The organism is Hydrogenoanaerobacterium saccharovorans (assembly GCF_016901815.1).
GTDB lineage: Bacteria > Bacillota > Clostridia > Oscillospirales > Ruminococcaceae > Avimicrobium > Avimicrobium caecorum.
The window spans coordinates 82,666-106,705 of sequence record NZ_JACSNR010000001.1 but is presented as its reverse complement, the minus strand read 5'-3'; the positions used below and the strand labels follow the sequence as shown (position 1 = coordinate 106,705).

Sequence of the window (24,040 nt, the reverse complement as noted above, 5' to 3'; positions counted from 1 at the left end):
ATGAATACAACAGCAATACTGGCTGTGGCAGCCATTGGCTTTGCGGTGTCGGCAGTCAGCGGATATTTTCTGATTCCCTATCTGCACAAGCTGCACTTTGGACAGACCATTCTGGACATCGGCCCCAGCTGGCACAAGAATAAGCAGGGCACCCCCACCATGGGCGGCTTCATATTCATTTTTGCCATTCTCATCGCGTCGGTGGTGGGATACTTCATGCTGAGCCAGGGGGAAAATGACCTCTGGCATGGCACACAGGTGGAGATCGCCCGGTACTGGGGCACCATCCTGCTGGCGGTATCTTTTGGTATAATCGGCTTTGTTGACGACTATATTAAGGTAGTGAAAAAACGCAATCTCGGTCTGACTGCCATCCAGAAGCTCATTATGCAGTTTGTGGCGGCAGGACTGTATATGCTGATCCTCTACACCGCCGGGGATACTTCCACCGTGCTGATCATTCCCTTCCTGGGTCAGCTCGACCTGGGACTTGTCTACTTCCCGCTGTGTGTGGTGGGCATCGTCTATATCACCAACTCGGTCAACCTCACCGATGGCCTGGATGGTCTGTGCGGTTCGGTGACCTGTGTATCGGCACTGGGCTTCATGATGGTGTCCGCAGCCATGGGCTTCGGAGGCATCAACCTGCTGTCCACAGCGCTGGCTGCTGCCTGCCTGGGCTTCCTGGTCTGGAACTTCTATCCCGCCAAGGTGTTCATGGGCGATACCGGTTCCATGTTCCTGGGCGGTATGGTCACCGGTCTGGCCTTCGGTGTGGGCATGCCCCTGATCCTCGCCTTCCTGGGGATCATCTATATCTGTGAATCCATGTCGGTGGTGCTGCAGGTCGTCTCCTTCAAGACCACCGGCAAGCGGATCTTCAAAATGAGCCCTATCCATCATCACTTTGAGATGTGCGGGCTGAGTGAAGTGAAGATCGACTTTGCTTTTTCTGCTGTCACCGCGGTGGGCGCTGTCCTGGCTGTGCTGGCAGTGCGCTTTATCTGATTTTTGGAATGCAAACGGAGGGAAGCTGATTTGGCTAAAATGTCCGATTCCCCAAGACGGAAGCTGTTCCGGCCTGTGCCGGGACAGATGGATATGGTCTTTTTCCTGATCACCATACTGCTTTTGGTGATCGGGCTTATTATGCTGTTTTCTGCCAGTTATGCCAATGCCTATTATCTGCTGGGCAACAGCTTCCATTATATCAGCCGTCAGCTGCTCTTTGCTGTGCCGGGTGTGATTGCCATGTATGTGATCTCCCGGATCGATTACCATATCTTCCATCGGCTTGCCTATCCGCTGATGGCGGCCTCCCTGGTGATGCTGGTGATCGTATTCTTCATGCCGGCACTCAACAATGCCCACCGGTGGATCTTCATCGGTGACCTCATCAACTTCCAGCCCTCGGAGATCGCCAAGTTCTCCCTTGTAATCCTCTATGCCCACTGGATGTCCATCAATCCCGGTTCTGTCCGGCGGATCGAGGGACTCATTCCCTATGGCTGTGTACTGGGCGTGATCATCCTGCTGCTCATCGCCGAGCCGCATCTGTCCGCCATGGTAATTGTGGTGGGCATGGCGCTCATCATGCTGATCCTCGGCGGACTCAACCTGCGTCTGCTGGGAGCCACTGTGGTAGGCGGTGTGCCGCTGGGATTGCTGGCGATCTTTGTCATGGGTAAATGGGACCGTCTGATGGGACGGCTCCAGGTGTGGTGGAACCCCGAGGCAGATGCCCGGGGCGATGGCTGGCAGACACTGCAGTCGCTCTATTCCATCGGTTCCGGCGGCCTGATGGGCACCGGCATCGGCAATTCCCGGCAGAAGTATCTGTTCCTGCCGGAGCCTCAGAACGACTTTATCTTTGCCATTGTCTGTGAGGAGCTGGGCTTTATCGGCGCCACCCTGATCCTGCTGCTCTTTGCCTTGCTGATCTGGCGGGGCTTTGTCATCGGGGTCCGGGCCCGGGACCGGTTCGGCAGCTTCATTGCCCTGGGTCTGACTGCCCAGCTGGCACTGCAGGTGCTGCTCAACATCGCTGTGGCAACCAACAGTTTCCCGAATACCGGCATCGGTCTGCCGTTCTTCTCCTATGGAGGAACCTCGCTGATGATGCTGCTGGGACAGGTGGGCGTAATCCTTTCCGTGTCCCGTCAAACCAAGCCGGAGGACGAATGATCCATGAAAATTCTCTTTGCCTGCGGCGGTACAGCCGGACATATCAACCCGGCACTGGCAACCGCCAACTATATCCGAAGCCGTTATCCTGATACTCAGGTGCTGTTTATCGGCAGCCCCAAGGGAATGGAGGCCCGTCTGGTCCCGGAAGCCGGCTATGACTTTGCTCCGGTGGAGCTCAAGGGAATCCAGCGCCGGCTCTCCTGGCACAATTTCTGCTATAATCTCTCGTCCATGGAGCTGCTCTGCACCTGCTGGGGCAAGATCCGCCGCATTCTGCGTCAGTTCCAGCCCGATGTGGTGGTGGGAACCGGCGGCTATGTCAGCGGGCCGGTCCTGCGGCAGGCAGCCCGGATGGGATTTAAGACGGTCACCCATGAATCCAATGCCTATCCCGGCATGACCACCCGGCTCATTGCCAAAACCGCCGACAAGGTGCTCCTGGCAGTGCCGGAGGCCGCGGCTCATCTGGAGTGCCGCCGGGAACCCATTGTCACCGGCAGTCCGGTGCGGGAGGAGATCCTCTTTGCCGACCGTGCCGCTGCCCGGGAAAAGCTGGGCGTCGGGGACCGGGTGTGCATTCTCTCCTTTGGCGGCAGCCTGGGAGCCGAGCGCATCAACCGGGCCATGGCAGAGGTGGTGGCGCACTTTGCACCCACCGGGCGCACCCATCACATCCATGCCACCGGCGCCTATGGCACCGAGCTGTTCCCTGAGTGCCTGCGGGAGCTGGGGGCGGACATCACCGGTGATCCCCACATGGATATCCGGGAATATATCCGGGATATGGCGGACTGTCTGGCGGCGGCGGATCTGGTGATCTGCCGGTCGGGCGCCATGACCCTCACCGAGCTGGAGGCAGCCGGACGGGCATCCATCCTGATTCCCTCGCCCAATGTGGCGGAGAACCATCAGTACCACAATGCCATGGTGCTGGCGGAACACGGAGCGGCGGTGGTGATCGAAGAAAAGGATCTCACCGGCGAACGGCTCTGCCAGACCATTGAGGAGCTGCTTTCCGACCCGGCCCGTCTGACCGAGCTGGGGAAGAAGGCGGCCTCCCTGGCCCGACTGGACGCCAATGAGCGCATCAGCCGGGAGATTCTCGAGCTGGCACAGGAGCCGGCAAAGGCCTGAAGATGAAAAAACCTGCACCCTTTTGTATGGATTGCATAGGATAGACTAAAAGCGCTTTCCAAACCGCATCAAATCAGGAGGGTGGGACCATTTCATGGCAGTTTACATAATCGAGGGAAGTACGCCCCTGCACGGGAATATCCGGGTGCATGGCGCGAAAAACGCGGCTCTTCCGGTGCTGGCAGCAGCACTGCTCCCGCCGGAGAGCGAGATCGAAGGCTGTCCCCGGCTGAGCGATACCGCGGCGGCAATGAATATCCTGCGGTCGCTGGGCTGTCGGGTGGAGCAGCAGCCGGACGGTACTGTACAGGTGGATTCCCGCTCAGCCCAGGGCTGGGAAATTCCCGAAAGCTGTATGCGGGAGATGCGTTCTTCCATCATTTTTCTCGGGGCGATCCTGACCCGGTACGGACGGGCCAGGGTATCCTTCCCCGGCGGCTGTGAGCTGGGGCCCCGGCCCATTGATCTGCATCTGGCCGCGCTGGAGCGCATGGGTGCGGTGATCCGGGAGGACCATGGCGCCCTGGACTGCACTGTCCCCATGGGACGGCTGCACGGAGCTGAGATTGTGCTCAGTTTCCCGTCGGTGGGGGCGACCCAGAATGTCCTCATTGCGGCGGTGCTGGCAGAGGGACGCACCATTTTGCGGGGCGCGGCCCAGGAGCCGGAGATCGATGATCTGATCCGCTTTCTGAACGGAGCCGGCGCCAGAATCCGGCAGGACTTTGCCGGAACGCTGATCGTGGACGGGGTGGATTCGCTTCATGCGGTGCGTCACCGGGTGATCCCTGACCGCATTGCCGCAGCCACCTATCTGTGCTGTGCTGCGGCGGCAGGGGGCAGCATCACCGTGGAGGGCTGTGTGCCCGCCCATCTGGCAGCGGTGCTTCCGCCGCTGGAACAGGCCGGCTGCCGGGTGCGTACCTGGCGGGACGCGGTTGCCATCACTGTGCCGGAGCGTCTGGGGTCACTGGGCTGGGTGCGCACCATGCCGTACCCCGGTTTTCCCACCGATGCCCAGGCCCCATTGATGGCGGCGGCCCTGAAAGCAGACGGCACCACCGTTTTTACCGAAACGATTTTCCAGAACCGTTATCGCCATGTGAGCGAGATGGTCCGGATGGGCGCCCGTGTCCGCACCGAGGGCAAGGTGGCAATCGTCACCGGAGTGCCCCGGCTGCATGGGGCATCGGTGCGCTGTACCGATCTCCGGGGCGGAGCGGCGCTGTGTGCGGCGGCATTGGCCGCCGAAGGACAGAGTGTGATCGCCGAGATCCATCATATTGAACGCGGGTATGAACACCTGGACGAAAGCCTCCGTCAGCTGGGGGCGAATATCACAAGGAGCGACCATGAAACAGAAGCAGAGGAAACCCAAACCGAACAGCCGACCACCTCAGAAGAAGGTGCCGGTGCGTAAAAAACGCCGGCGTCGGGGGAGAAATCTGCTCTATTACATCATGTTCACCATGATTGCCGTGGCAGTGGGGCTGATCCTGTCACTGACGGTGTTTTTCAAGATCGAAACCATCGAAGCCGAAGGACTGACCCACTATACGCCGGAGGAGGTCATCCAGACCACCGGAATCCAGCTGGAGGATAATCTGTTCCGGGTGGATGACCGGAAAGTATCCCAGGCGCTCACCGATACATATCCCTATATCGAGTCGGTGCAGCTGCGCCGGAATCTCCCCTCCAAACTGACCCTCAAAATCACCGAAGCCCAGCCGCTGGGTACCTTCTTACAGGAGGATGGCAGCTATGTGGTGGTCAGTGACAAGGGGCGTGTGCTGGAGCTGGGCAGCGGGACACCGCCGTCCGGGATTCTGGTGGTGAACGGCGTCACCATCGAGGATGCGCAGCTCTGCAAGAATATCCCGGAGGAGAACAATGAATCCCTGGGAATGCTGCGGTATCTGGTGGAGGCGATCAATGCCACAGGATTTGAGAACATCACCAAGATCGACCTGTCCGACCGTCTGAATATGTATATTGTCTATGAGGACCGGGTGAAGATCGAGCTGGGCAGTGAGAACCAGCTGCCTGACAAGCTGGACTTTGCGAAATACGCCCTGGATAACAATGTCCGGGCCGATTTTGAAGGGATCATGGATGCCACCATGGTCAAGAAGATCAGCATTCTTCCGGCAGAGATCCACGAGCCGGGCTACCATGGAGAGCTGGTGGAGACCGATCCGGAAGAGGGAGAGGAAACCGACGGCGAGGAGACCGCGGACGGCGAGGAGACCGCGGACGGCGAGGAAACTGCGGACGGAGAGGAATCCGAGCAGACCGGAGCAGAGGCGGACGGCGGAGAGACAGCGTCTTCGGAGGAGGGAGCTTCCCAGCCGGAAGAAAACAGCTGACCGGCGGTATTTCGCCATCTTCCGCAGTCCCTGCGGATTATGATGAAAGAGTGAATCGAAGTTACGGAAAATCCTGTGGTTTTTATGGGACATCTACAATATTTGGGATAAAAACAGTTGCGAAAAGCGCTGTTTTCTGATAAACTAAGTTTGGTGTATTATCGAAAGCCCCCTGGAAATCAGTGGAGGATTCTGGTAATTCGGGCAGGACAGTTTCAGGCCTTGGCCTTAAAATATTCGAGAAGTATAAAAAGGGGTTACGAGCATTATGCAGATGAATTTCAACATCGACAACAATGACTTCGAGAAAGAAACCAATATCAAGGTCGTGGGTGTCGGCGGCGGCGGCGGAAACGCAGTGAACCGCATGGTCAGCGAAGGCGTGCAGAGTGCGGAATTCATCGCCATCAATACCGATAATCAGGCGCTCAAGCGCTCTCTGGCTTCCCAGAAGATCCATATCGGCGTAAAGCTCACCCGTGGTCAGGGTGCGGGCGGTATTCCCGAAAAGGGCCAGCGTGCTGCCGAGGAGAACCGTGACGAGATCGCCGCGGCACTCAAGGGCACCGATATGGTATTCATCACTGCCGGTATGGGCGGCGGTACCGGTACCGGTGCGGCTCCCGTCGTAGCGGAAGTGGCGCACGATATGGGCATTCTCACCGTGGGTATCGTCACCAAGCCGTTCCTGTTCGAGGGCGCCCGGCGTATGAGCCAGGCAGAACTGGGTATCGCGGCTCTCCGTGAGAATGTGGATGCCCTGCTGGTGATCCCCAACGAGCGTCTGAAGCTCATCTCCGAAGAGAAGATCACCCTGCTCAATGCCTTCTCCCAGGCTGACCTGGTGCTGAAGAAGGGTGTACAGAGCATCTCTGACCTGATCAATATCCCCGGCATCATCAACCTGGACTTTGCCGATGTTGTTTCCATTATGAAGGGCGCTGGCCTGGCTCACATGGGCACCGGCTCCGCCACCGGCAAGGATAAGGCAGAAGTGGCAGCCAAGATGGCGATTTCCTCGCCTTTACTGGAAACTTCCATTGACGGCGCCAAGGGCGTTATCATCAACATCACCGGTTCGGTGGATATGAGCCTGGAGGAAGTGGATCTGGCTTCCCAGATCGTCCATGACGCAGCCCATCCCGATGCGAACATCATCTGGGGTGTATCCTGCGACGAGAACCTGGAGGACGAGATCCACATCACCGTCATTGCCACCGGCTTTGAAAAGGACCCGGAGGACTTTGAGATCCCCAACTACAAGTTCAAGAGCGAGCCTTCCCAGAAGGTGACCGGCGCAGCTGCTGAAAACAATGCCTCTGCTGAGAATGCCGGCACTGCATCTGCCGAGGGAACCGCTGCTGGAGAAGATGACGAGGACGATGAGGACTTCTTCCAGATTCTCAACATCTTCAACACCAAGCGCTGACTTTTTACTGAGTAACTTCAAAAACGCCTCTGCCCAGGCATTGCCACTGGCAGGGGCGTTTTTTCAACCGTGGAGGTGATCGGACATGACCCGGCCCAGTGGAAAAATCTATACCCTGTCCCTGTTTCCCGCCATCGACACCACCCTGTATCTGGAGGGAATGGAACCGGTGCGGGAACTGCCGGCTCAGCGGGAGCACAGTGAAGCGGGCGGCAAGGGCGCCAACACAGCCGCTGCACTGACCGCTCTGGGGCTGGACTGTGCCTGCATCTGTCTGATGGGGGAGGAGAACGCAGGGCTGTTCCTGCGGCTGCTGGACGCCGCTGGAGTGCGCTGTATCCCCATCCCGCTGCCCGGGCGTATCCGGGAGAACCTCTCGCTGGAAACACCCCAGGGACAGTACCGGGTCATGCGGCAGGGGTTCCGGGCAGACCATCGGGCGCTGGGGCGGCTGGAAATGGTGCTACGGGAGCGGCTGTGCCCCGGCGATACAGTGCTGGTGGGCGGCAAGCTGCCCGAGGGCATCACAGCGGACGATCTGGCGGCGCTGTGTGAGCTGATCCACTCGCTGGGGGCGGAAGTCACTCTGGATACGGCGGCGGTGCGTCCGGCCCAGGTGGAGCGCATCCGTCCGCTGGTGATGAAGCCCAACCGCCTGGAGCTGGGAGAGATCACCGGTCTGCCGGTGGAGCGCCTGGAGGACTGTGTGGCAGCGGCCCGGCTGCTGCTCCGGCATGGAGCGGAGCGGGTGCTGGTGAGCCTGGACCGGGACGGCGCCTTCCTGCTGGACCGGGAGGGGCTGCTTCTGGCCCGTGCCCCGGAGGTGGAGGTGCGCAGCTCGGTGGGCGCCGGCGATGCCATGCTGGCGTGGTTCACAGCGGCACTGCTCACCGGCCTGCCCCGGGAGGAGGCTCTGCGCCGGGCTGTGGCGGCAGGGAGCGCGGCCTGTCTGCACTATGGCACCCATGCGCCGTCCCGGGAGGAGGTCGAAGCTCTGCTGTCCCGGGTGGGGATTGACCCTGCCGGGAACCTTCCGGACTGACCGGGCATACACTGTACCGTCGGGGGATTCGAACCCCGGTAAGCCTTTCGAAACCGGAGAGGACGGTGCAGGTCATGACCGAATCAAGAAAACAAACCGATCGCCTGCGGCAGCTTCAGGAGCTGCGGGCGTTTCTGGATACACAGATCGAGGAGCTCACAGCCCGGGAGAATCACCGGCAGCTGGAGCTCTGCTGCAGCGCTGACAAGACCCTGGCAGGCGCCGGGGAGCCGGTATTGCTCTGCGGCGTAATCCACAACAGCGGCTGTGAGCCGGTGGAGGATCTCCATCTGGAGTTCCGTCTGCCTGAGGGACTGCGGCTGCTCCCGGAAGGGAAGAACTGTCCCTGCTGCCGGCGGCTGCCGGTGCCGGTTCTGGATCTGGCACGGCTGGCTCCAGGCGAAACCCGGGCCCTTTCGGTGCGGGTGGTGGCAGATCAGCTTCCGGCAGAGAATCCGCTCCAGGTCTTTCTGGACTGCACAGCGGATGGGGAGCCCTGTCCCGGCGCATCCCTGAGCCTGTGGCTCACCGACCGGAGCTGCAGCCGCAAACAGGCTGGCTGCGGTATGGCAGATGCCCTGGCCCAGTGGAGCCTGGCACAGCTGTTCGGCCTGAGCGAGTGTGAGATCGCCCTGTTGCTGGAATATCTTCAGGAGCACCGGGAAACACTGCTGGAAGTGGCGGCAGGAAACCGCTGCGATGATTGACAAAGCCATGGACCGGGTCTTATAATAGTCCATGCGTGATTACAAACCCAAGGAGTTGTGAGAAGACAAGATGAGGTTCAGTTGTTCCGATTATGTATCGGTGTTCAAGGCTTTGTCCGATGAGACCCGTCTGCGTATTGTGATAAAGCTCTGTCAGAAGGAGATGTGTGCGGCAGCCCTGCTGAAGGATTTTGCCATTACACAGCCCACCCTTTCCTATCATATCCGCATTCTCACCGACTGCGGTCTGGTCCAGGCCCGGCGGGAGGGAAACTGGATCTTTTACAGCATCAATCCCCATCGGGGCGCTATGGTGCGCTGTTTCCTGGAGGACGCCGGTCTGGAACCGTGAATTTCCTCTTCTATAAAGCAAAAACCTCTCCTGTCCCTTTGCGGGGCAGGAGAGGTTTTTTAGTTCTGCTTTTCAGAGCCGGTTCGGGTGAGCTCGTCCAGACGGGTGATCCGGCAGCCCAGGCGTTCCGCCTCCTGAGGACTGTGGGTCACCAGCAGGAAGGTGCGGTCCCCCAGCCAGCGGTCCACACAGGCGAGGGTTGCTGCCAGGGTGGCTTCGTCCAGTCCCTTGAACGGCTCGTCCATGATGACCAGCGGGCTGTGGAATACCAGCGCCCGGGCAATGGCTGCCCGGCGGCGCATTCCGCCCGAGAGCTTTCCGGGGCGGGCATTTTCCCAGCCGGACAGTCCCAGTTCTCCCAGCAGGGCAGTGAGCTCTGTGTCCGGCCGCTCCGGAGCCACCAGCCGCAGGTTTTCCAGCACCGTGCAGGCGGGCAGCAGACGGTCCTCCTGGAATACCATGGCGATCCCCTCCGCCGGAAGCCCGGTGATGCTGCCGCCCTGGGGGGTGAGACTGCCGCAGAGCAGCCGGAGCAGGGTGGTTTTGCCGAAGCCCGAGGGCGCCAGCAGGGCGGTACGGCTGCCGTCCGGCAGCGAGAGACAGAGCCCGGAAAAGACCGGTGTCCCATCATAGGAGAAGGAAAGATTTTGGATCTCAGGCATCCAGGTCACCTCCCTTGGGGTCAGGCAGCAGGAACAGGACCACCTGTTCAATAGCTGCCGACAGCAGGATAATCACAATGGTCCAGGCAAACAGCCCGGGCATATCCAGATAGATCTTGGCGTTGTAGAGCTGGGTACCGATGGCCTGGGAGGGAATGGCGATCACTTCCCCGGCGATGCCCGATTTCCAGCTGAAGCCCAGTCCCACCCGCATGGCGGAGATGAGATAGGGCAGGGCCGCGGGCAGGTAGAGGTACCGCAGTTTCTTTCCCCGGGAGAACCGGTAGACCCGTGCCATTTCCAGCAGTTCCGGGTCGGCGCTTCCCAGGCCGGTGTGGACGCTCTGCCAGATCACCGGCAGCACCATCAGGAAGGCAATGAAGGTGGAGAGGTTCTCCCCTTTGATCCACACCAGCGCCAGGATCACAAAGGAGGCCACCGGTGTGGATTTGATGGCGTTCATGGGCAGGGCAAAGAACCGGTAGAGCAGCGGGGAAAAGGCAGTGAGTCCGCCCAGGATGCACCCTGCCGCTGTACCCAGCAGGAAGCCGCTGAAAATGCGCAGGAAGGTGTGACCGATGATAGAATAGAATGAGGGGTCGCCCAGCAGCTGCCGCAGGCGCAGGAAGGTTTCAGCCGGGGAGGGCAGCAGCAGACTGGTCCCCATTCCGGCATAAACCAGCATATGCGCCGCCTGCCACACAGAGAGCCAGACGGCGCATACAGCCAGCGATATGAAGATTCCCTTGCGGTTACGCACCGAGGTAGTAGAAGTCCTCAGCGGGCAGAGCGCCGCCTACCGAGCTGGGATTGGCCTCAGCCAGAATGGAGAGGAAGCCTTCTGCTGCGGTCTTCATCTCCTCACCGGTGATGCAGACGATGTTGCAGTAGGGAAGAGCCTGCTTTGCCACATTTGCAGCGATGATGCCGTACTTTTCAATCAGGGCAGCAGCATCGTCCAGGTTGGCCTCATCGGTTACATACTCGGTGGAAGCCTGGTACTCCTTGAGGAAGGCCTCCACAGCCTCAGGATTGGACTCAGCAAAGTCCTTGCGTACAACCAGCGCGCCCATGGTGAGCTTGCTGCCGTCCTCAGTTACCTTGTCCCATTCCTCGGTCAGATCCAGAGCGATGCGCACATCGGGGTTCTGGGTCAGTACGCTGGTAACAAAGGGCTGAGGCAGTACAGCGATGTCAGCCTGACCGGCAGCCAGCAGGGCAGCCAGCTCGCTGTGTTCACTCTTGTATTCCACAGTGACATCGGTGCCGACAGTCATGCCGTTCTCACTGAGAATATAGTTGAGGGCATATTCGGGAGTAGCACCCTGACCGGTGGAGTAAACGGTCTTGCCCCGGAGGTCTTCGATGGACTGGATGGAGTCACCGTTTTCTACAACATACAGTACGCCCAGGGTGTTGAGTGCCAGGATCTCCACCTGACCCTCGGTCTTGTTGTAGAGAACCGAAGCCACATTGGTGGGAACAGCAGCGATATCCAGTTCGCCCTTGATGAGCAGGGGATTGATCTCATCTGCCGAGCCAGCCAGAGTGAACTCATAGTCATTGGCGGTGGTGCCGGCGGCGTCATCTTCCATGAGCTTGACCATACCCATGGCGGTTGGGCCCTTCAGACCGCCCACCCGGATGGTAGCACGCTCCTCAGCCACCGAGGAGGACTGTTCCGGTACGGAAGAACTGTTGTCGGTACCGCTGGTGCAGGCTGTCAGGGACAGCGCCATCACAGCGGACATTGCAAGTGCAAGCAGACGCTTCATTGGTAAATTACTCCTTTGCAGACTTTTTGAATATATCTTTCACGGGATATACCCGTAAAATACAGGGATTGAAACGATGGTCAGCCGATGCGGCTCTGCAATAGCTCCGGACGCAGGATCTCGATCTCCCGCTCCTGGCGCCGCAGAGCGCCCTGGGCTTCCAGACCGTCCAGACACCGGTAGAGCGAAGCCCTGCCAATGCCCAGGGTACGGCTGAGATCGGAATAGCCCCGGGGGATCACCACCCGGGAATCGACCATATTTTCCAGCAGCCAGACCACAATGCGCCCCTCCGCGGAGGAGGAGGTAAAGGCGTCCAGCTTCTGGTTGAGGAAGCAGATGCGCCCGGACAAAAAACGGATATAGCCAAGGGCAGCGGCATTGTCTGCCGCAAAGAGCTGTTCCAGAGCCGGAGCGCTGAGCAGCAGCACCCGGCAGGGACGCACCGCCCGTATATCTGAAACATAGCGGTCATTTTCGGTGAAGAGCCCGGCAACGCCGAAGCTGTCCCCGGCGGACAGGGTGTTGAGCACCACGCCCCGGCCCTTGAGCACTTCCGCCTCCCCGGAGAGCAGCACTCCCACCGCCCGTTCAAAGCAGTCCCGGGAGTAGATCAGTTCTCCTTTCCGGTAGCTCCGGATGGGGCAGCGGTCCAGAATGGCCTCCGCTGCTTCGGTGAGCCCATGATCCGCAAACAGAAAGCAGCCGCTTACGGTCCTGCGGTCATCGGTGTGCATGGGCTGTTCCTCCTCCATAAATCGTTAATTTTTTATCGTTATGTCTTAGATGATACACATTATACCTCTTTTCCTGGGGTCTGTCAACGGAATGGACATAAATTCGTCCGAATCGGGCAGACTGAAACAGACAGGAGGTTACAACATGGACTATCAGCAGTTTTATGGAAAATATGGCCCGGAGAGCCGGGTCCATGACCGGATGGAGGGCTTTGGCATGCCCATGCCGCTGCTCAGCCGGATTCAGGCCACTCCCGGGAGCTGGGAGTTCTTTGCGCAGCTCAGCCCCCAGCTTCAGAACCGGATGGCAGGCTATGTGCGTGCTGCCCACAGCCCCGAGGAACAGCAGTGGCGGATCGAACAGGTCTGCGAAGCCCTCAAAGCCCGGGATGGGTCGGCTCAGTGGCAGTGATTTGTGCAGTCAGTATGAATGAATGGAAGAATATTTGACAGTTTATACAATCCATGGTACAATAGACATTCAGTACAAGGGTGCGATCAGGTGAGGAGTTCGACAAATTGACTCCTCACTTTTTTAGAGCCCGGAAATGATCCAAGTTTTCCGCCTGCGGGCAGGCTCTGTGGCAGAGGCCCCCGGTGCGGAACAGTCAGAAAGAGGTATTATGAGCATTACATTCCGTGATTTTCCGCTGTCCGAAGCCATCCAGCGTGCCGTAGCCGAAGTCGGCTACACCGAGCCCACCCCCATCCAGGCCCAGAGCATCCCGCTGATCCTGGAGGGGAAGGATGTGATCGGTCGTTCCCATACCGGTACCGGCAAGACCGCAGCCTTTGGCCTGCCCGCCATTGAGATGATCGATCCCGACCTCGAGGGCGTCCAGGTGCTGGCGCTCTGTCCCACCCGGGAGCTGGCCATGCAGGCCGCCGCTGAGGTGGAGAAGTTCGCCCGGTACAAGAAGGGCGTCAAGGTCGTGGCTGTCTATGGCGGCGCTTCCATGGAGAAGCAGATCTTCCAGCTCAAGAAGGGCGCCAACTTTGTCATCGGTACTCCGGGCCGGATTATGGACCATCTGCGCCGGCGCACCCTGCGTCTGGGCAGCCTGCGGATGGTGATCCTGGACGAGGCTGACGAGATGCTCAACATGGGCTTCCGGGAGGACATTGAAACCATCCTGGCCCAGGCGCCGGAGGAGCGGCAGACTGTGCTGTTCTCCGCCACCATGCCCCAGCCCATTCTGGACATCACCCGGGAGTATCAGAAGGACCCGGTGATGGTCGCCATTGGCAGCGAGCGCAGCCGCACCGCAGAGAACATCGAGCAGTTCTACTTCGACTGCCCCATGGGCCGGAAGATGGATGTGCTCAACCTGCTGCTGGCAAAGTATGATCCCAAGCTCTCGGTGGTGTTCTGCAACACCAAGAAGATGGTGGATGAGCTCTCGGAGTATCTCACCAATGCCGGCTATCAGGCCGTGGGCATTCACGGCGATATGCGCCAGTCGGCCCGTACCCAGGTGATGGCGAGCTTCAAGTCCCACCGCACCCGCATCCTCATCGCCACCGATGTGGCAGCCCGCGGCATCGATGTGGAGAATGTGGACGCAGTCTTTAACTTTGATATTCCCCAGGATATAGAGTTCTATGTCCATCGCATCGGACGGACCGCCCGGGCCGGCAAGGAGGGCAAGGCCTACACCCTCATCAGCGGACGCCGGCAGTTCTATCAGCTCCGGGACATCATGGCATCCACCGGTGCCAAGATCGTCCAGGCGGAGATCCCCTCTGCCAGCGAGATCTATGAGAGCCGTCTGAGCCAGTTTGCCGCCAGCCTGGCGGAGAGCCTGGCCCAGCCTCTGCCCGAGGGAGAGGCCATGCTCCATCGTCTGACCGGTATGGGCCTCACTGCCGAGCAGGTAGCGGAGGCTGCCCTGGAGCGTCTGCTGGCAGGCCAGCGCAAGGCTTTGCCCGAGGTGCAGGTGGTATCCCGCCGGGGCGAGAGCCGGGACGGCAAGCAGACCGGCGTAGTGCTGAGCATCGGACGCCGTCAGCGCATTGCCCCGAACTTCATTCTGGGGGCCATTGCTGATGCCACCGGTATTCCGGGCAAGCAGGTGGGCAAGATCGACATCTATGACGACTATACTGTGGTACAGCTCGGTGCGGAGGATGCCCGCCTGACCGCCGAGACCATGGCGACCTGCCGCATCAACGGACACAAGACCGAGGTACGTCTGCTCACTAAGGCAGATCTTGCGGGCAAGAATGCCGGAGGCCGCCGGGAGGAGCGCCGTCCGGACAAGCGGGGCGGCAAGCCCTATGGACGGGTGGACGGCAATGGACGCCGCACCGACACCTTCCAGAAGAACGGCAAGAAGAAGTCCGGCTGGGAGAACCGGGAAGGCCGCTCCCATGGCGACCACCGGGAGGGCAAGCCTTCTTCCCGCCGCGGCAAGAAGGACTTCCGCAAGGGCCAGGATTCCCGCAGAGAGCGGTAAATAAGCAGTAAAAAAGCTCTGCCGAGCAGATTCGGCAGAGCTTTTTTTATTCCTCCGCAGGGGGCTGGGAGGGCTGTCTGTGCGCAAGGCGATGGCGAAGCCGTCCGAACAGGGACTGAAGCCTGGGGCGGAACAGCGCCGCCAGACCGCCTGCCAGAGTAAGGCAGAGGAGCCAGAACAGCCAGCAGAGGTTGTTTGTCATCAGGAAGCCGGAGAGCCCGGAATAGGCCCGTACCCACTCCTTGTCCATGGGAGCCTCGATATAGACCGCCGGGAAGATGGAAGCACAGATCCCGAGGATCAGCAGGCCGGTGGCTGCCAGGGAGGAGGCCAGGCCGCCTCCGATGAGTTCCCAGCGGCGGCGGGAGCCGGCGGCCTGGACGGCAGAGGGCGGGAAGGGAGCATCGTCCAGCAGCAGGGTGTCGGTGGATACGCCGAAGAGCCGGCTCAGCCGCACCACATGCTCGGTATCGGGAGTGGCGGCGCCCAGCTCCATTTGGAGAGGGACTGCCGGGAGATCCCGATCTGATCGGCAAGCTGTTCCTGGGTCCAGTTCTGTTCTTTTCTGAGGTACTGAAGTTTTTCTCCGAATGTCATGGAGGCCTCCTGTTTCGGCATCAGAGCCGGTATTTTTCTGCGCCCTATTGTACCATCTCCCCGGGAGAAAGTCCACCAAGGCGGCTTTACATCGGCGCACCCGGACTTTCCATCGCCATTTTCACAGAAAAAAGGACGGATCGGCTGATCCGTCCTTTTTGTGGAGAATGGGTTAACCCGGAGAAAGCATTTCAGACGCGCAGATTTCTCTTAGGCGCGGTATACGATTTCGCCGCCGATCATTGTGGCAACCGGGCGTACATCCTTGATCTCCATGGAGGGAACTTCGAAGATGTTCCGGTCCAGGATCACCAGGTCAGCCAGATAGCCGGGCATCAGACGGCCCTTCTTGTTCTCATCAAAGGAAACAAAGGCGCTCTCCTTGGTGTAGTTGTCCACGGCGTCGTAGATGTCCACGCCCTGCTCCGGCAGATAGGGCTCACCCTCGCCGGTCAGCGACATACGGGTTACAGCGCAGTAGAGGTTGTTGTAGGGGTTCATATCCTCAACCGGCGAGTCAGTGCCGTAGGATACATGCACGCCCATGTCAGCCAGGGTCTTGAAGGCATAGGAGGTCTTTGCCAGCTCCTCGCCCACACGATCATAGACGATGTTCTTGTCGTAGTGGATGAAGATGGGCTGTACCTGAGCCAGAATGTTGTTCTTCTTGAACCGCTCCAGAGTTTCGGGAGTGGTGATCTGGCAGTGGATTACACCGTTGCGCAGCGGGTTGGTGCTGTCGGTCATGTTCTTTTCGTAAGCCTCGAGGATCATCTCAGCAGCCTTGTCGCCGATGGCGTGGGTGGCAACACTCATGCCGTTTGCAGCAGCGATGCCGCAGATCTCATCCAGGTAAGCCTGGTCCATAACAGTGATACCGGTGGTGGTGGGATCATCCGCATAGGGGGCATTCAGCTTGGCGGTACGGGCACCCAGAGAACCATCAACAAACAGCTTCAGCGGGCCGACCCGGTTCAGGTCATCACCGTGACCGGTCTTGTAGCCGTCTGCCAGGAAGGCACGGAAGTTGTCGATCTGGGTGAAGCAGCACTGATGATAAGCACGGACGCTGCGGCCTGCATGGGTTACATTCTCATAGGCCTGCCACATCTCAGCATAGTTCTTGTCCTTGATGTCGTTGGTCTGAACCGAGGTCACGCCCATGGACTCAGCATAGTCCATGGCAGTGCGGATGCTCTTCTCGTAGTCGGCAACAGTCTTCTGGGGAATGATGGACAGCACCATTGCCAGAGCGCCGCTCTCACGGACAATACCATTGGGATCGCCGTTGGCATCCAGGTCGATGGAAGCGCCGGCAGGCTGAGGAGTGTTGCGGTCGATGCCGGCCTTCTCCAGAGCCATCGAGTTGCACACAGCCACATGACCGCAGGCACGGGTGCAGATGATGGGATGCTCGGTGGAGATCTTGTCCAGATCCTCACGGGTGGGCATCCGGTCGGTATCGGTGAAGAAGTCCTGGTTCCAGCCGCGGCCCAGTACGATTTCACCGGGAGCCACATGGTTCTCCTCGATGAAGCGGCGGCCCCGCTCGATCATTTCAGCCAGGGAGGGAACCTCATGCAGCTTGATCATGCGCAGGCTCTCGCCCACATTGTAGAGGTGCTGGTGGGAATCGTTGAAGCCGGGGATAACAGTGCGGCCTTCGGCATCGATCTCCTCACAGCCGGCAGGAGCCATGGCACGGATTTCAGCATTGGTGCCCACAGCCTTGATGATGCCGTTTTCAATGAGCATGGCCTCCTGGAAGTTGCCGCGCTCTACATAGATATTGGCGTTTACGAGAATGGTTGACATATTGATACACTCCAATCTTTCTTTTTATGAAACCTGGATTTAATGCGCTTATGTTTATCGGGACGCCTTCTTTTTCCGGCGGAGCTGGAACTCATAGACCGCCAGACCGAACAGCGGAACGATCAGACCAATGAGGGAGGTACGGGGGTCCTCCAGCAGGGTATTCAGGCACAGGCCGATCATGATGAGGACGATGAGATATACCGAGAAGGGATAGAACCAGACCTTGTAGGGACGGTTCATATCGGGGTACTTCTTACGCAGGACGATTACCGAAGCAAAGGTCAGGGACTTGAAGATCATGCCGCTGAATACCACCAGGGAAGTGATCTGGTCCAGATTGTTGGCGAAGATCAGCAGGCAGGAAACGATCATCGAAGCGATGATGGCGCCGGTGGGGGTGTGGTACTTGGGGTGGAGCTTGGTGAAGGAGGGGAAGAACATTCCGTCCTTGGCCATTGCGTAGTAGGTGCGGGGGAATACCATTACCGAACCGTTGAGAGCGCCGAAGATGGCAACTGCCATGGCGATTGCCACGAAGATCTTGCCGTAGTGACCGAACAGGGTGTTGGCAGCAGCGGTGCCGAGGAAGTAGTCGCCGGCAGCGATGTGAGCCGAAATGTCCTCAAAGGACAGCACCCGGTAGATGGAGAAGTTGAAGAGCACATACAGGGCAGTAACTGCCAGAATGGAGATGATGATCGCCCGGGGGATATTCTTCCGGGGCTCCTGGATCTCCTCGCTGATGGTGTTGAGGTTGGTCCAGCCCTCAAAAGCCCAGAGGGTTGCTACCACGCCGAAGGCTACCATGGAGAGGATCTCGCCGATGGAAGCACCGCCGGCAGGCACCGGAGTGAGGTCGGGGGTCTGCTGACCCATTGCGATGCCGCAGATAATGATGAGCACCAGGGGGATCAGCTTGCCGATCATAAAGACATTCTGGATTGCCGCGCCGAACTTGACGCCGCGGTAGTTGACTGCGGTGAGCAGCACCACCATGAGAACGGCAAAGAGCTTGCACTGCAGTTCGGTCATGGGGAAGATGCTGGTGAGTGCCTGGGGCAGCGCGATAGCCAGACCGGCAATGGAACCGGAGGAGCCGATGATGAAGGTGGACATACCGGACATATAGGCGACCCGTTCGCCGAAGGCTTCCCGGAGGTAGACATAGCCGCCGCCGGCCTTGGGCATCATGGTACCGAGTTCCGCATAGCAGAGGCCGCTGAGCAGGGTGACCAGACCGCCGACGATCCAGACGATCAGGGCAAGGCCCATGCTCATGCCGCTGCGGATCAGGACATAGGAGCCGAGGTAAAAGACGCCAGAGCCGATCATGATGCCGGCGAGAATGCTGATGCCGCCGAAGAGGGTGACATCCCGGCTGAATTCAGTGGCATCGGAAGTGAGGCCAGTTGTCTGAGTTGCCATAAAAGTACATTTCTCCTTTGAGCTGCAAATAAAAAAAGGTTGCATCCTATCGATGCAACCTTCGAGCTCAAAAGAGTTACCACCGATAGCGCCTCCGCCCTGTATACCAGGACGGGAGTGTATGAAGTCTTTCTCCATACCCCAACATATCAGCTTACCGGCTGATACATTTCGGCGGCTCTGCCTTTCTCCGGGATCACAGAATGTCTTCTCCCCACGGATACTCATCGCGGCCGCGCCTCTATCAACTTTTTACGAAATCATATCATGAAAGTGAACTTTTGTCCAGTGCAAAATAAAATCTCGTGCAAAATTCTGATTCTGCACGAGATTTCGGGAGGATATTTAGCTTAAATGCATAGCTTCAATGATCTGGCGTTTGTACGCGAGAAATTCCGGTGTCAGGGTAAAATCACCGGCTCTGGGCTTGGGTACATTGATATGGATCTCATCGGTGATATGTCCCGGACGCCCGGACAGGATATAGATCCGGTCCGAGAGCAGGATCGCCTCATCAATATCATGGGTGATGAAGAGGGTCGAGAGATGGATCTGTTCCATCACATCCAGGTACCACCGGTGGATCGCCGATTTGGTAATGGTATCCAGGGCAGAGAAGGGCTCATCCAGCAGGGCGACGCTCTTGCCGAACAGATAGGTGCGCAGCAGGGCAGCCCGCTGCCGCATACCGCCCGAAAGCTGGGCCGGGTAGCGGTCCTCAGTCCCCTGAAGGCCGAACTGTTCAAAGTAGCGCATGGCTTCTGCCCGGGCTGTTTTGCGGTCGGTGCCGGCAAGCTCCAGCGGCAGGGCCACATTGTCCGCCACCTTGCGGAAGGGCAGCAGCAGATCCTTCTGGAGCATATAGCTCACATGACCGGGCTTTCCGGTGACATCCTCGTCGTCGATCAGCACCTGACCGCTGTCCGGTTTGGACAGGCCGGCAATGATGTTGAACAGGGTGGTTTTGCCGCCGCCGCTCACGCCCAGCAGACACACCAGCTCCCCTTCACCCAGGGTGATGCTGATGTCCTCAATGATGCGTGTGCCGTCAAAGCTCTTGGTGATCCCACGGGTTTCCAGTTTCATCCGAGTGTTCCGCCTTTATGCCAGATAGTCATTGGAGTAACCGGTGCCGGCAGGGAGTTCGCCATCCACCAGGTTGTTTTCGGTCAGCCAGGTATAGAAGCCATCCCAGCGGGCCGGATCGATATAGCCCCACTTTTCAGCGTCGGCAATGTACTGGTCTGCCAGCCACTCCTGGGAAGCCTTGACAATCTCAGGATCGAGCTCCGGAGCAGCTTCCAGCAGGATATCTGCGGCAGCGTCGGGGTTCTCGATGGCATACTCATAGCCCTTGGCTGTGGCAGCCAGGAATGCCTTGGCTGTGTCAGGGTTCTCAGCCAGGAAATCATTGTTGGCGATGATGATGGGGGTGTAGTAGTCAAAGGTGGTGTTGAGCTTGGCAAAGTCCATGAAGTTGGTGTCATAGCCCTTGAGCTCAGTGGCAACGCCATCCCACGCATAGAAGATCCACACGGTGTCAATGTTGGTGTTGAGTGCTGTGATGACATCCGAAACAGTGCTGGGAACCAGGTTCAGCTTGGAGAAGTCACCGCCGTCAGCCTCCATCAGGCTCTTGATGACAGCCTGTTCCACAGGGTTTTCCCAGGTGGCATAGGTCTTGCCTTCCAGATCCTTGGGGGACTGGATGTTGTCCGAAGCCAGCGAGATGATACCGGAGGTATTGTGCTGGATCAGGGCTGCAACCGCGGTTACAGGCAGGGCATCCTCTCCTACAAAGGCAGGAGCCAGGGTATCCTGTGCGTCGATGCCGAAGTCAGCGCCGCCAGCGGCAACCAGTGCCGAGGAACCGCCCTCGGGAGCCGGCAGGATCTCCACCTCCAGACCGGCTTCCTCATAGTAACCCATCTTCTGGGCCACATACAGGCCGGTGTGGTTGGTGTTGGGGGTCCAGTCCAGAACGATGGACACCTTGGTGAGTTCTTCACTGCCGCTGTTTTCAGCAGTGGAGGAATTATTCTCCTGACCCGAGCAGCCGGACAGCGACAGAGCTGCGGCAGCTGCCAGCATCAGGGCAAGCAGTCTTTTTTTCATGATAATCTATCTCCTTGATTGTGAGGATCAGTGTTCGCCGGAGTGGATCAGGTTCCAGGGCATGGACTTTTTCTTGAGCAGGTCCACCGCCTTGATGAGGATCAGGCTGATCACCGAGATCAGGAAGATCACAGCGAACATTTTGTCAAAGGCATAGGATTTTTTCACCCGCATCATATAGACGCCCAGGCCTTCAAAGCCGCCCAGCCATTCCGAGATGACAGCGCCCACCACCGAATAGGAGGCGGAGATGCGCAGTCCCGAGAAGAACTGTTCCGCGGAGGAGGGGAGCTTCACATAGCGGAAAATCTGCCAGTTCGAAGCGCCCATAGCCCGCATCATGTGGATAAAGTCGGGGTCAGCGGAGGCAAAGCCGCTGAGCAGACCGATGGTCATGGGGAAGAAGCAGGTGATGACAATGAGTACCACCTTGGGCAGGATTCCATAGCCCAGCCAGAGTACCAGCAGCGGCGCGATTGCCACAGTGGGGACAGTCTGGGTGAGGATCAGCAGGGGATAGACGGCTTCCCGTACCACCCGGAACTGATCCATGAGGAAGGCTACCACAAAGGAGAGGATCACAGCGGTGCCCAGACCCAGGAAGGCCTCAGAGAGCGAGACCCGGGCATGGGTCATAAGGGCAGGGAAATCCTCCACAAAGGCGGTTACTACATCCGTGGGAGAGGGCAGCATGAATTTGGGCACCACTCCCAGATCGGAACAGAGCTGCCAGACTGCCAGCAATACGGCAATGAGGACAGCCGGTGCCAGCTTACTGGTGATACTTGGATGTCTTCTTGTCAATGGTGAGAACCTCGCCTTCAGGACGGTAGCTGATCTTCAGATACGAGCTGACACTGGGAGCGCCGGCCTTGATAGCCACCAGATGGCACTGCTTGGCGATCTCCATAATGGTGTCGAAATCACCTTCCACAGCGGTTTCACAGGGGCCTACAAAGCAGTGCAGACCGGTGGACTGGATGTAAGCGATTACTTCATCCACAACACGGCATACTTCTTCATCGCCCTGTACCTTGGGGAGGATCTGGATTGCGAGACTTGCGTTCATTGTTAAAACAACTCCTTTGAAATTTTTGTCCGACAGACACGCATGGCCGTATTCCGCAGACAGTTCCGGGACAAATAAAAAATCCGCCGCGGACTGCCGCAGCGGAAAGAATTTTGTGTTTTGTCTCCCAAAGGAGCAAAAGCGCATACCTCCGCCGGCATTATCCGGATCAGGTTCAGGTGGTTTCCCACCAAGGGACATGGCGCTGCGTTTCGCGCCAATCACAGCCGGGAATGATCTCCCAGCGCCCCTGGCTATTGTGTTTTGTCGTTAACAGGAATATAATACAGCAATTTGATCGGAAAGTCAATCTGCAAATCAGGGCAGAAGCGTGCAGGTTGGCATAGAAATCTTGCAGAATACACATAGTTGACAAAATGCCGGGGGGGGGGTATAATCACATTAAATAAAGTATTTGCAGTTTGCGGCCTGCGGACTGCATTTATCAAAAATTGAAGGAGGAAAAAGTATGAACAAGAAAAAGTTACTCGCGCTTGTGTTGGCAGCACTGATGAGTGTTTCCGGACTGACAGTTGCTTTTGCGGATGGAACTGATGGAAGCGGCTCTGCAGCTGTTGTATTGGAAAACGGTGATACTGAGGTTGCTGTTACAAATGCAGACGGGCTGAAGTCTGCGCTGGAAGCTGGCGGTAAGGTCAAGCTTGGCGGCGATATTACCATGGATCGCAGATATGACATTGTCATCCGGGAAGATGTCGTGCTGGATCTGAATGGATGTACAATTACCAAGAGTTATGGAGGATTAAATCACTTTATATTTGTGATCAATGGGGGATCTCTGACCATAGAGGATTCCAAGGGCAATGGCAAAATTGATGTCACAGATGGCTCCTATGGATATGGAATTCAGCTCAAAGGTTCCGGCAGTTCTTTTGAACTGAAGAGCGGCACCATTCGTACCACCCTGGAGACAGTGGATATCTATGATTCAGCCACGAATTCCACCATCAAAATATCCGGAGGCTCTCTGATCAGTACTAAAGACAACGTTCTTGGCGTACGCGGAAGCGGCACAGTGGTTAAAATTACAGACGGTGATATGCGGAGTGATGGACGTACAGGTGTGTATATCTCCAACTATGGAGATCCGGACTCCATCCAGTTTACCATGACCGGTGGAACACTGACCCATACTGGCGGTGCGAGCGGTGCAATCCAGCTTTATAAGGGTGCTACCGTTACAATCGGAGGTACAGCAGAGATCGAATCCTCCAGCTATGCTGTGCAGGTTCAGGAAAATACAGTCCTCAATGTTGAAGGCGGTAAATTGTCCACCAGCGGAAGCTATGCGGTTTCCGGCGGTGAAACATCTTCAATCAATATCAGCGGAGGTACCATTTCCGGTAAATATGGCGTTCACGCAGAAGATACGGCTGCTGTCAACATTTCTGGCGGTACCTTTGATATCAGTGTCGGTACTATTAATGTCCCCAGCTATGGCAATCCCAATCCCAGCATCCAGATTACTGGCGGTAATTTTAATGGCGATGATGTCAGTGAGTATCTGCCTGCCGAAGGAATCGCTGTTCCTGAGGTAGAAATTACTGCTTCCGGCAATGTGCTTACAGCCAATGCTTCCCATCCGCTGGCAGAAGCTGTGTTTACTTATCAGTGGTACAAAAACGGCACAATGCTGGACGGTGAAACCAGTGCAACGCTGACTGCAGATGAATATACCACCTATTCTGTTGAAGTTGTTGCAAGCTATCAAACCGTAACATCGGAGAGTGCATCCGCAAGCTACAAATACAGCGAAGCTGTGCCGGAAACTCCGGACACCGGAGCAACCGAAAGCCAGGAGTATGGCGATTACTACGGCAACGAGAAGTGGGACGAAGTGAAGAAAGAGATCGCCAAACTGATCGAAGACGAAGAATTCGGTGAAACCATTGAGATGAGTGCCACCGGCCTGCCCTACTTCCCCGCGAGCGTAGCCCGTGAGCTGAAGGGAAGAGACATCACCCTCAAGATCCGCAAGAATGGCGTGACCTATAAGGTCAACGGCCTGGAGATTGGTTCCATCGACAAGATCTGGTATGAGTTTGAGGAGCTCGAGACCGAGCTGCTTACCGAAACTCCGGGCGATGAGGAGGATTCCTCCAAGCCTGCTGATGAAAATAAGACCAACCCCAATACCGGACGGTAAAT

At 57.9% G+C, this 24,040-nt stretch carries 24 protein-coding genes and 1 riboswitch; of the genes, 12 read left to right on the top strand and 12 right to left on the bottom strand.

Annotated elements, in window-relative coordinates; genetic code table 11:
* The 9 genes from mraY (at window position 1) to H9X81_RS00510 (ending at window position 9,217) form a co-directional block, all read left to right on the top strand.
* Window positions 1-1,008, top strand: coding sequence for a phospho-N-acetylmuramoyl-pentapeptide-transferase (gene mraY, locus H9X81_RS00550; protein WP_204719210.1), 1,008 nt, complete (start codon window positions 1-3; stop codon window positions 1,006-1,008).
* A gap of 87 nt (window positions 1,009-1,095) precedes the next feature.
* Window positions 1,096-2,184, top strand: coding sequence for an FtsW/RodA/SpoVE family cell cycle protein (locus tag H9X81_RS00545; protein ID WP_243423872.1), 1,089 nt, complete (start codon window positions 1,096-1,098; stop codon window positions 2,182-2,184).
* Between the two features lie 3 nt (window positions 2,185-2,187).
* A complete protein-coding gene (gene murG, locus H9X81_RS00540; RefSeq protein ID WP_204719209.1) occupies window positions 2,188-3,321 on the top strand; it encodes an undecaprenyldiphospho-muramoylpentapeptide beta-N-acetylglucosaminyltransferase in 1,134 nt (377 codons plus the stop codon).
* Between the two features lie 94 nt (window positions 3,322-3,415).
* Window positions 3,416-4,741 (top strand): UDP-N-acetylglucosamine 1-carboxyvinyltransferase, encoded by a 1,326-nt coding sequence (gene murA, locus H9X81_RS00535; protein WP_204719208.1) that lies wholly within the window; start codon window positions 3,416-3,418, stop codon window positions 4,739-4,741.
* A complete protein-coding gene (locus tag H9X81_RS00530) occupies window positions 4,734-5,687 on the top strand; it encodes an FtsQ-type POTRA domain-containing protein (protein ID WP_204719207.1) in 954 nt (317 codons plus the stop codon). Before murA ends, H9X81_RS00530 begins: the two co-directional genes overlap by 8 nt.
* A 274-nt stretch (window positions 5,688-5,961) precedes the next feature.
* Window positions 5,962-7,116, top strand: a complete 1,155-nt coding sequence (gene ftsZ / locus H9X81_RS00525) for a cell division protein FtsZ (protein WP_177504055.1) — start codon at window positions 5,962-5,964, stop codon at window positions 7,114-7,116.
* A gap of 85 nt (window positions 7,117-7,201) precedes the next feature.
* A complete protein-coding gene (locus tag H9X81_RS00520; protein ID WP_204719206.1) occupies window positions 7,202-8,158 on the top strand; it encodes a 1-phosphofructokinase family hexose kinase in 957 nt (318 codons plus the stop codon).
* A 74-nt stretch (window positions 8,159-8,232) separates the two neighbouring features.
* Window positions 8,233-8,865, top strand: coding sequence for a hypothetical protein (locus H9X81_RS00515; protein ID WP_204719205.1), 633 nt, complete (start codon window positions 8,233-8,235; stop codon window positions 8,863-8,865).
* Window positions 8,866-8,935: 70 nt separating this feature from the next.
* Complete coding sequence (locus tag H9X81_RS00510; protein ID WP_204719204.1) at window positions 8,936-9,217, top strand: ArsR/SmtB family transcription factor; 282 nt, start codon at window positions 8,936-8,938, stop codon at window positions 9,215-9,217.
* A 59-nt stretch (window positions 9,218-9,276) separates the two neighbouring features.
* On the opposite strand, the gene H9X81_RS00505 is transcribed toward H9X81_RS00510, so the two are convergent.
* The 4 genes from H9X81_RS00505 to H9X81_RS00490 all read right to left on the bottom strand — a co-directional run bounded on the left by H9X81_RS00505 (window position 9,277) and on the right by H9X81_RS00490 (window position 12,409).
* Window positions 9,277-9,879: an ATP-binding cassette domain-containing protein gene (locus H9X81_RS00505; RefSeq protein WP_204719203.1), complete on the bottom strand. Its 603-nt coding sequence runs from the start codon at window positions 9,877-9,879 to the stop codon at window positions 9,277-9,279.
* Window positions 9,872-10,546: an ABC transporter permease gene (locus H9X81_RS00500; RefSeq protein ID WP_204719202.1), complete on the bottom strand. Its 675-nt coding sequence runs from the start codon at window positions 10,544-10,546 to the stop codon at window positions 9,872-9,874. Before H9X81_RS00500 ends, H9X81_RS00505 begins: the two co-directional genes overlap by 8 nt.
* An 85-nt stretch (window positions 10,547-10,631) precedes the next feature.
* The gene (locus H9X81_RS00495) at window positions 10,632-11,654 is read right to left on the bottom strand and encodes an ABC transporter substrate-binding protein (RefSeq protein WP_204719201.1); all 1,023 of its coding nucleotides are present in this window, start codon (window positions 11,652-11,654) and stop codon (window positions 10,632-10,634) included.
* Window positions 11,655-11,734: 80 nt separating this feature from the next.
* Window positions 11,735-12,409 carry a Crp/Fnr family transcriptional regulator gene (locus H9X81_RS00490; RefSeq protein WP_204719200.1) on the bottom strand — a complete coding sequence of 225 codons (675 nt, stop codon included), beginning with the start codon at window positions 12,407-12,409 and terminating at the stop codon, window positions 11,735-11,737.
* A gap of 127 nt (window positions 12,410-12,536) precedes the next feature.
* Here H9X81_RS00490 and H9X81_RS00485 point away from each other — a divergent pair, with 127 nt between their 5' ends.
* A complete protein-coding gene (locus H9X81_RS00485) occupies window positions 12,537-12,803 on the top strand; it encodes a YdeI/OmpD-associated family protein (RefSeq protein WP_177504231.1) in 267 nt (88 codons plus the stop codon).
* Between the two features lie 211 nt (window positions 12,804-13,014).
* The gene (locus tag H9X81_RS00480; protein WP_204719199.1) at window positions 13,015-14,847 is read left to right on the top strand and encodes a DEAD/DEAH box helicase; all 1,833 of its coding nucleotides are present in this window, start codon (window positions 13,015-13,017) and stop codon (window positions 14,845-14,847) included.
* A gap of 46 nt (window positions 14,848-14,893) precedes the next feature.
* Here H9X81_RS00480 and H9X81_RS00475 read toward each other — a convergent pair whose 3' ends face one another.
* From H9X81_RS00475 to H9X81_RS00440, 8 genes are all read right to left on the bottom strand, one after another.
* Entirely contained in the window at window positions 14,894-15,343 is a 450-nt protein-coding gene (locus H9X81_RS00475) for a hypothetical protein (RefSeq protein ID WP_204719198.1), read from the bottom strand.
* Window positions 15,295-15,444, bottom strand: a complete 150-nt coding sequence (locus H9X81_RS12060; protein ID WP_204719197.1) for a helix-turn-helix domain-containing protein — start codon at window positions 15,442-15,444, stop codon at window positions 15,295-15,297. Before H9X81_RS12060 ends, H9X81_RS00475 begins: the two co-directional genes overlap by 49 nt.
* Before the next feature lie 210 nt (window positions 15,445-15,654).
* A complete protein-coding gene (locus H9X81_RS00465) occupies window positions 15,655-17,259 on the bottom strand; it encodes an amidohydrolase (protein ID WP_177502662.1) in 1,605 nt (534 codons plus the stop codon).
* 54 nt (window positions 17,260-17,313) lie between these two features.
* Complete coding sequence (locus H9X81_RS00460; RefSeq protein WP_204719196.1) at window positions 17,314-18,687, bottom strand: APC family permease; 1,374 nt, start codon at window positions 18,685-18,687, stop codon at window positions 17,314-17,316.
* A gap of 78 nt (window positions 18,688-18,765) precedes the next feature.
* A riboswitch (Lysine riboswitch) is annotated at window positions 18,766-18,939 on the bottom strand.
* Between the two features lie 93 nt (window positions 18,940-19,032).
* On the bottom strand, window positions 19,033-19,773 hold the full coding sequence (locus H9X81_RS00455) for an ABC transporter ATP-binding protein (protein WP_204719195.1): 741 nt from the start codon (window positions 19,771-19,773) through the stop codon (window positions 19,033-19,035).
* Between the two features lie 15 nt (window positions 19,774-19,788).
* Window positions 19,789-20,802 (bottom strand): ABC transporter substrate-binding protein, encoded by a 1,014-nt coding sequence (locus H9X81_RS00450; RefSeq protein WP_177502665.1) that lies wholly within the window; start codon window positions 20,800-20,802, stop codon window positions 19,789-19,791.
* A gap of 27 nt (window positions 20,803-20,829) precedes the next feature.
* Window positions 20,830-21,606, bottom strand: coding sequence for an ABC transporter permease (locus H9X81_RS00445; protein WP_204719194.1), 777 nt, complete (start codon window positions 21,604-21,606; stop codon window positions 20,830-20,832).
* Complete coding sequence (locus H9X81_RS00440) at window positions 21,575-21,871, bottom strand: thiamine-binding protein (RefSeq protein WP_177502667.1); 297 nt, start codon at window positions 21,869-21,871, stop codon at window positions 21,575-21,577. The genes H9X81_RS00445 and H9X81_RS00440 overlap by 32 nt, the downstream gene beginning before the upstream one ends.
* A gap of 469 nt (window positions 21,872-22,340) precedes the next feature.
* Between H9X81_RS00440 and H9X81_RS00435 the strand changes: the two genes are divergently transcribed.
* Window positions 22,341-24,038, top strand: a complete 1,698-nt coding sequence (locus H9X81_RS00435; protein ID WP_204719193.1) for a hypothetical protein — start codon at window positions 22,341-22,343, stop codon at window positions 24,036-24,038.
* Window positions 24,039-24,040: the final 2 nt, after the last annotated feature.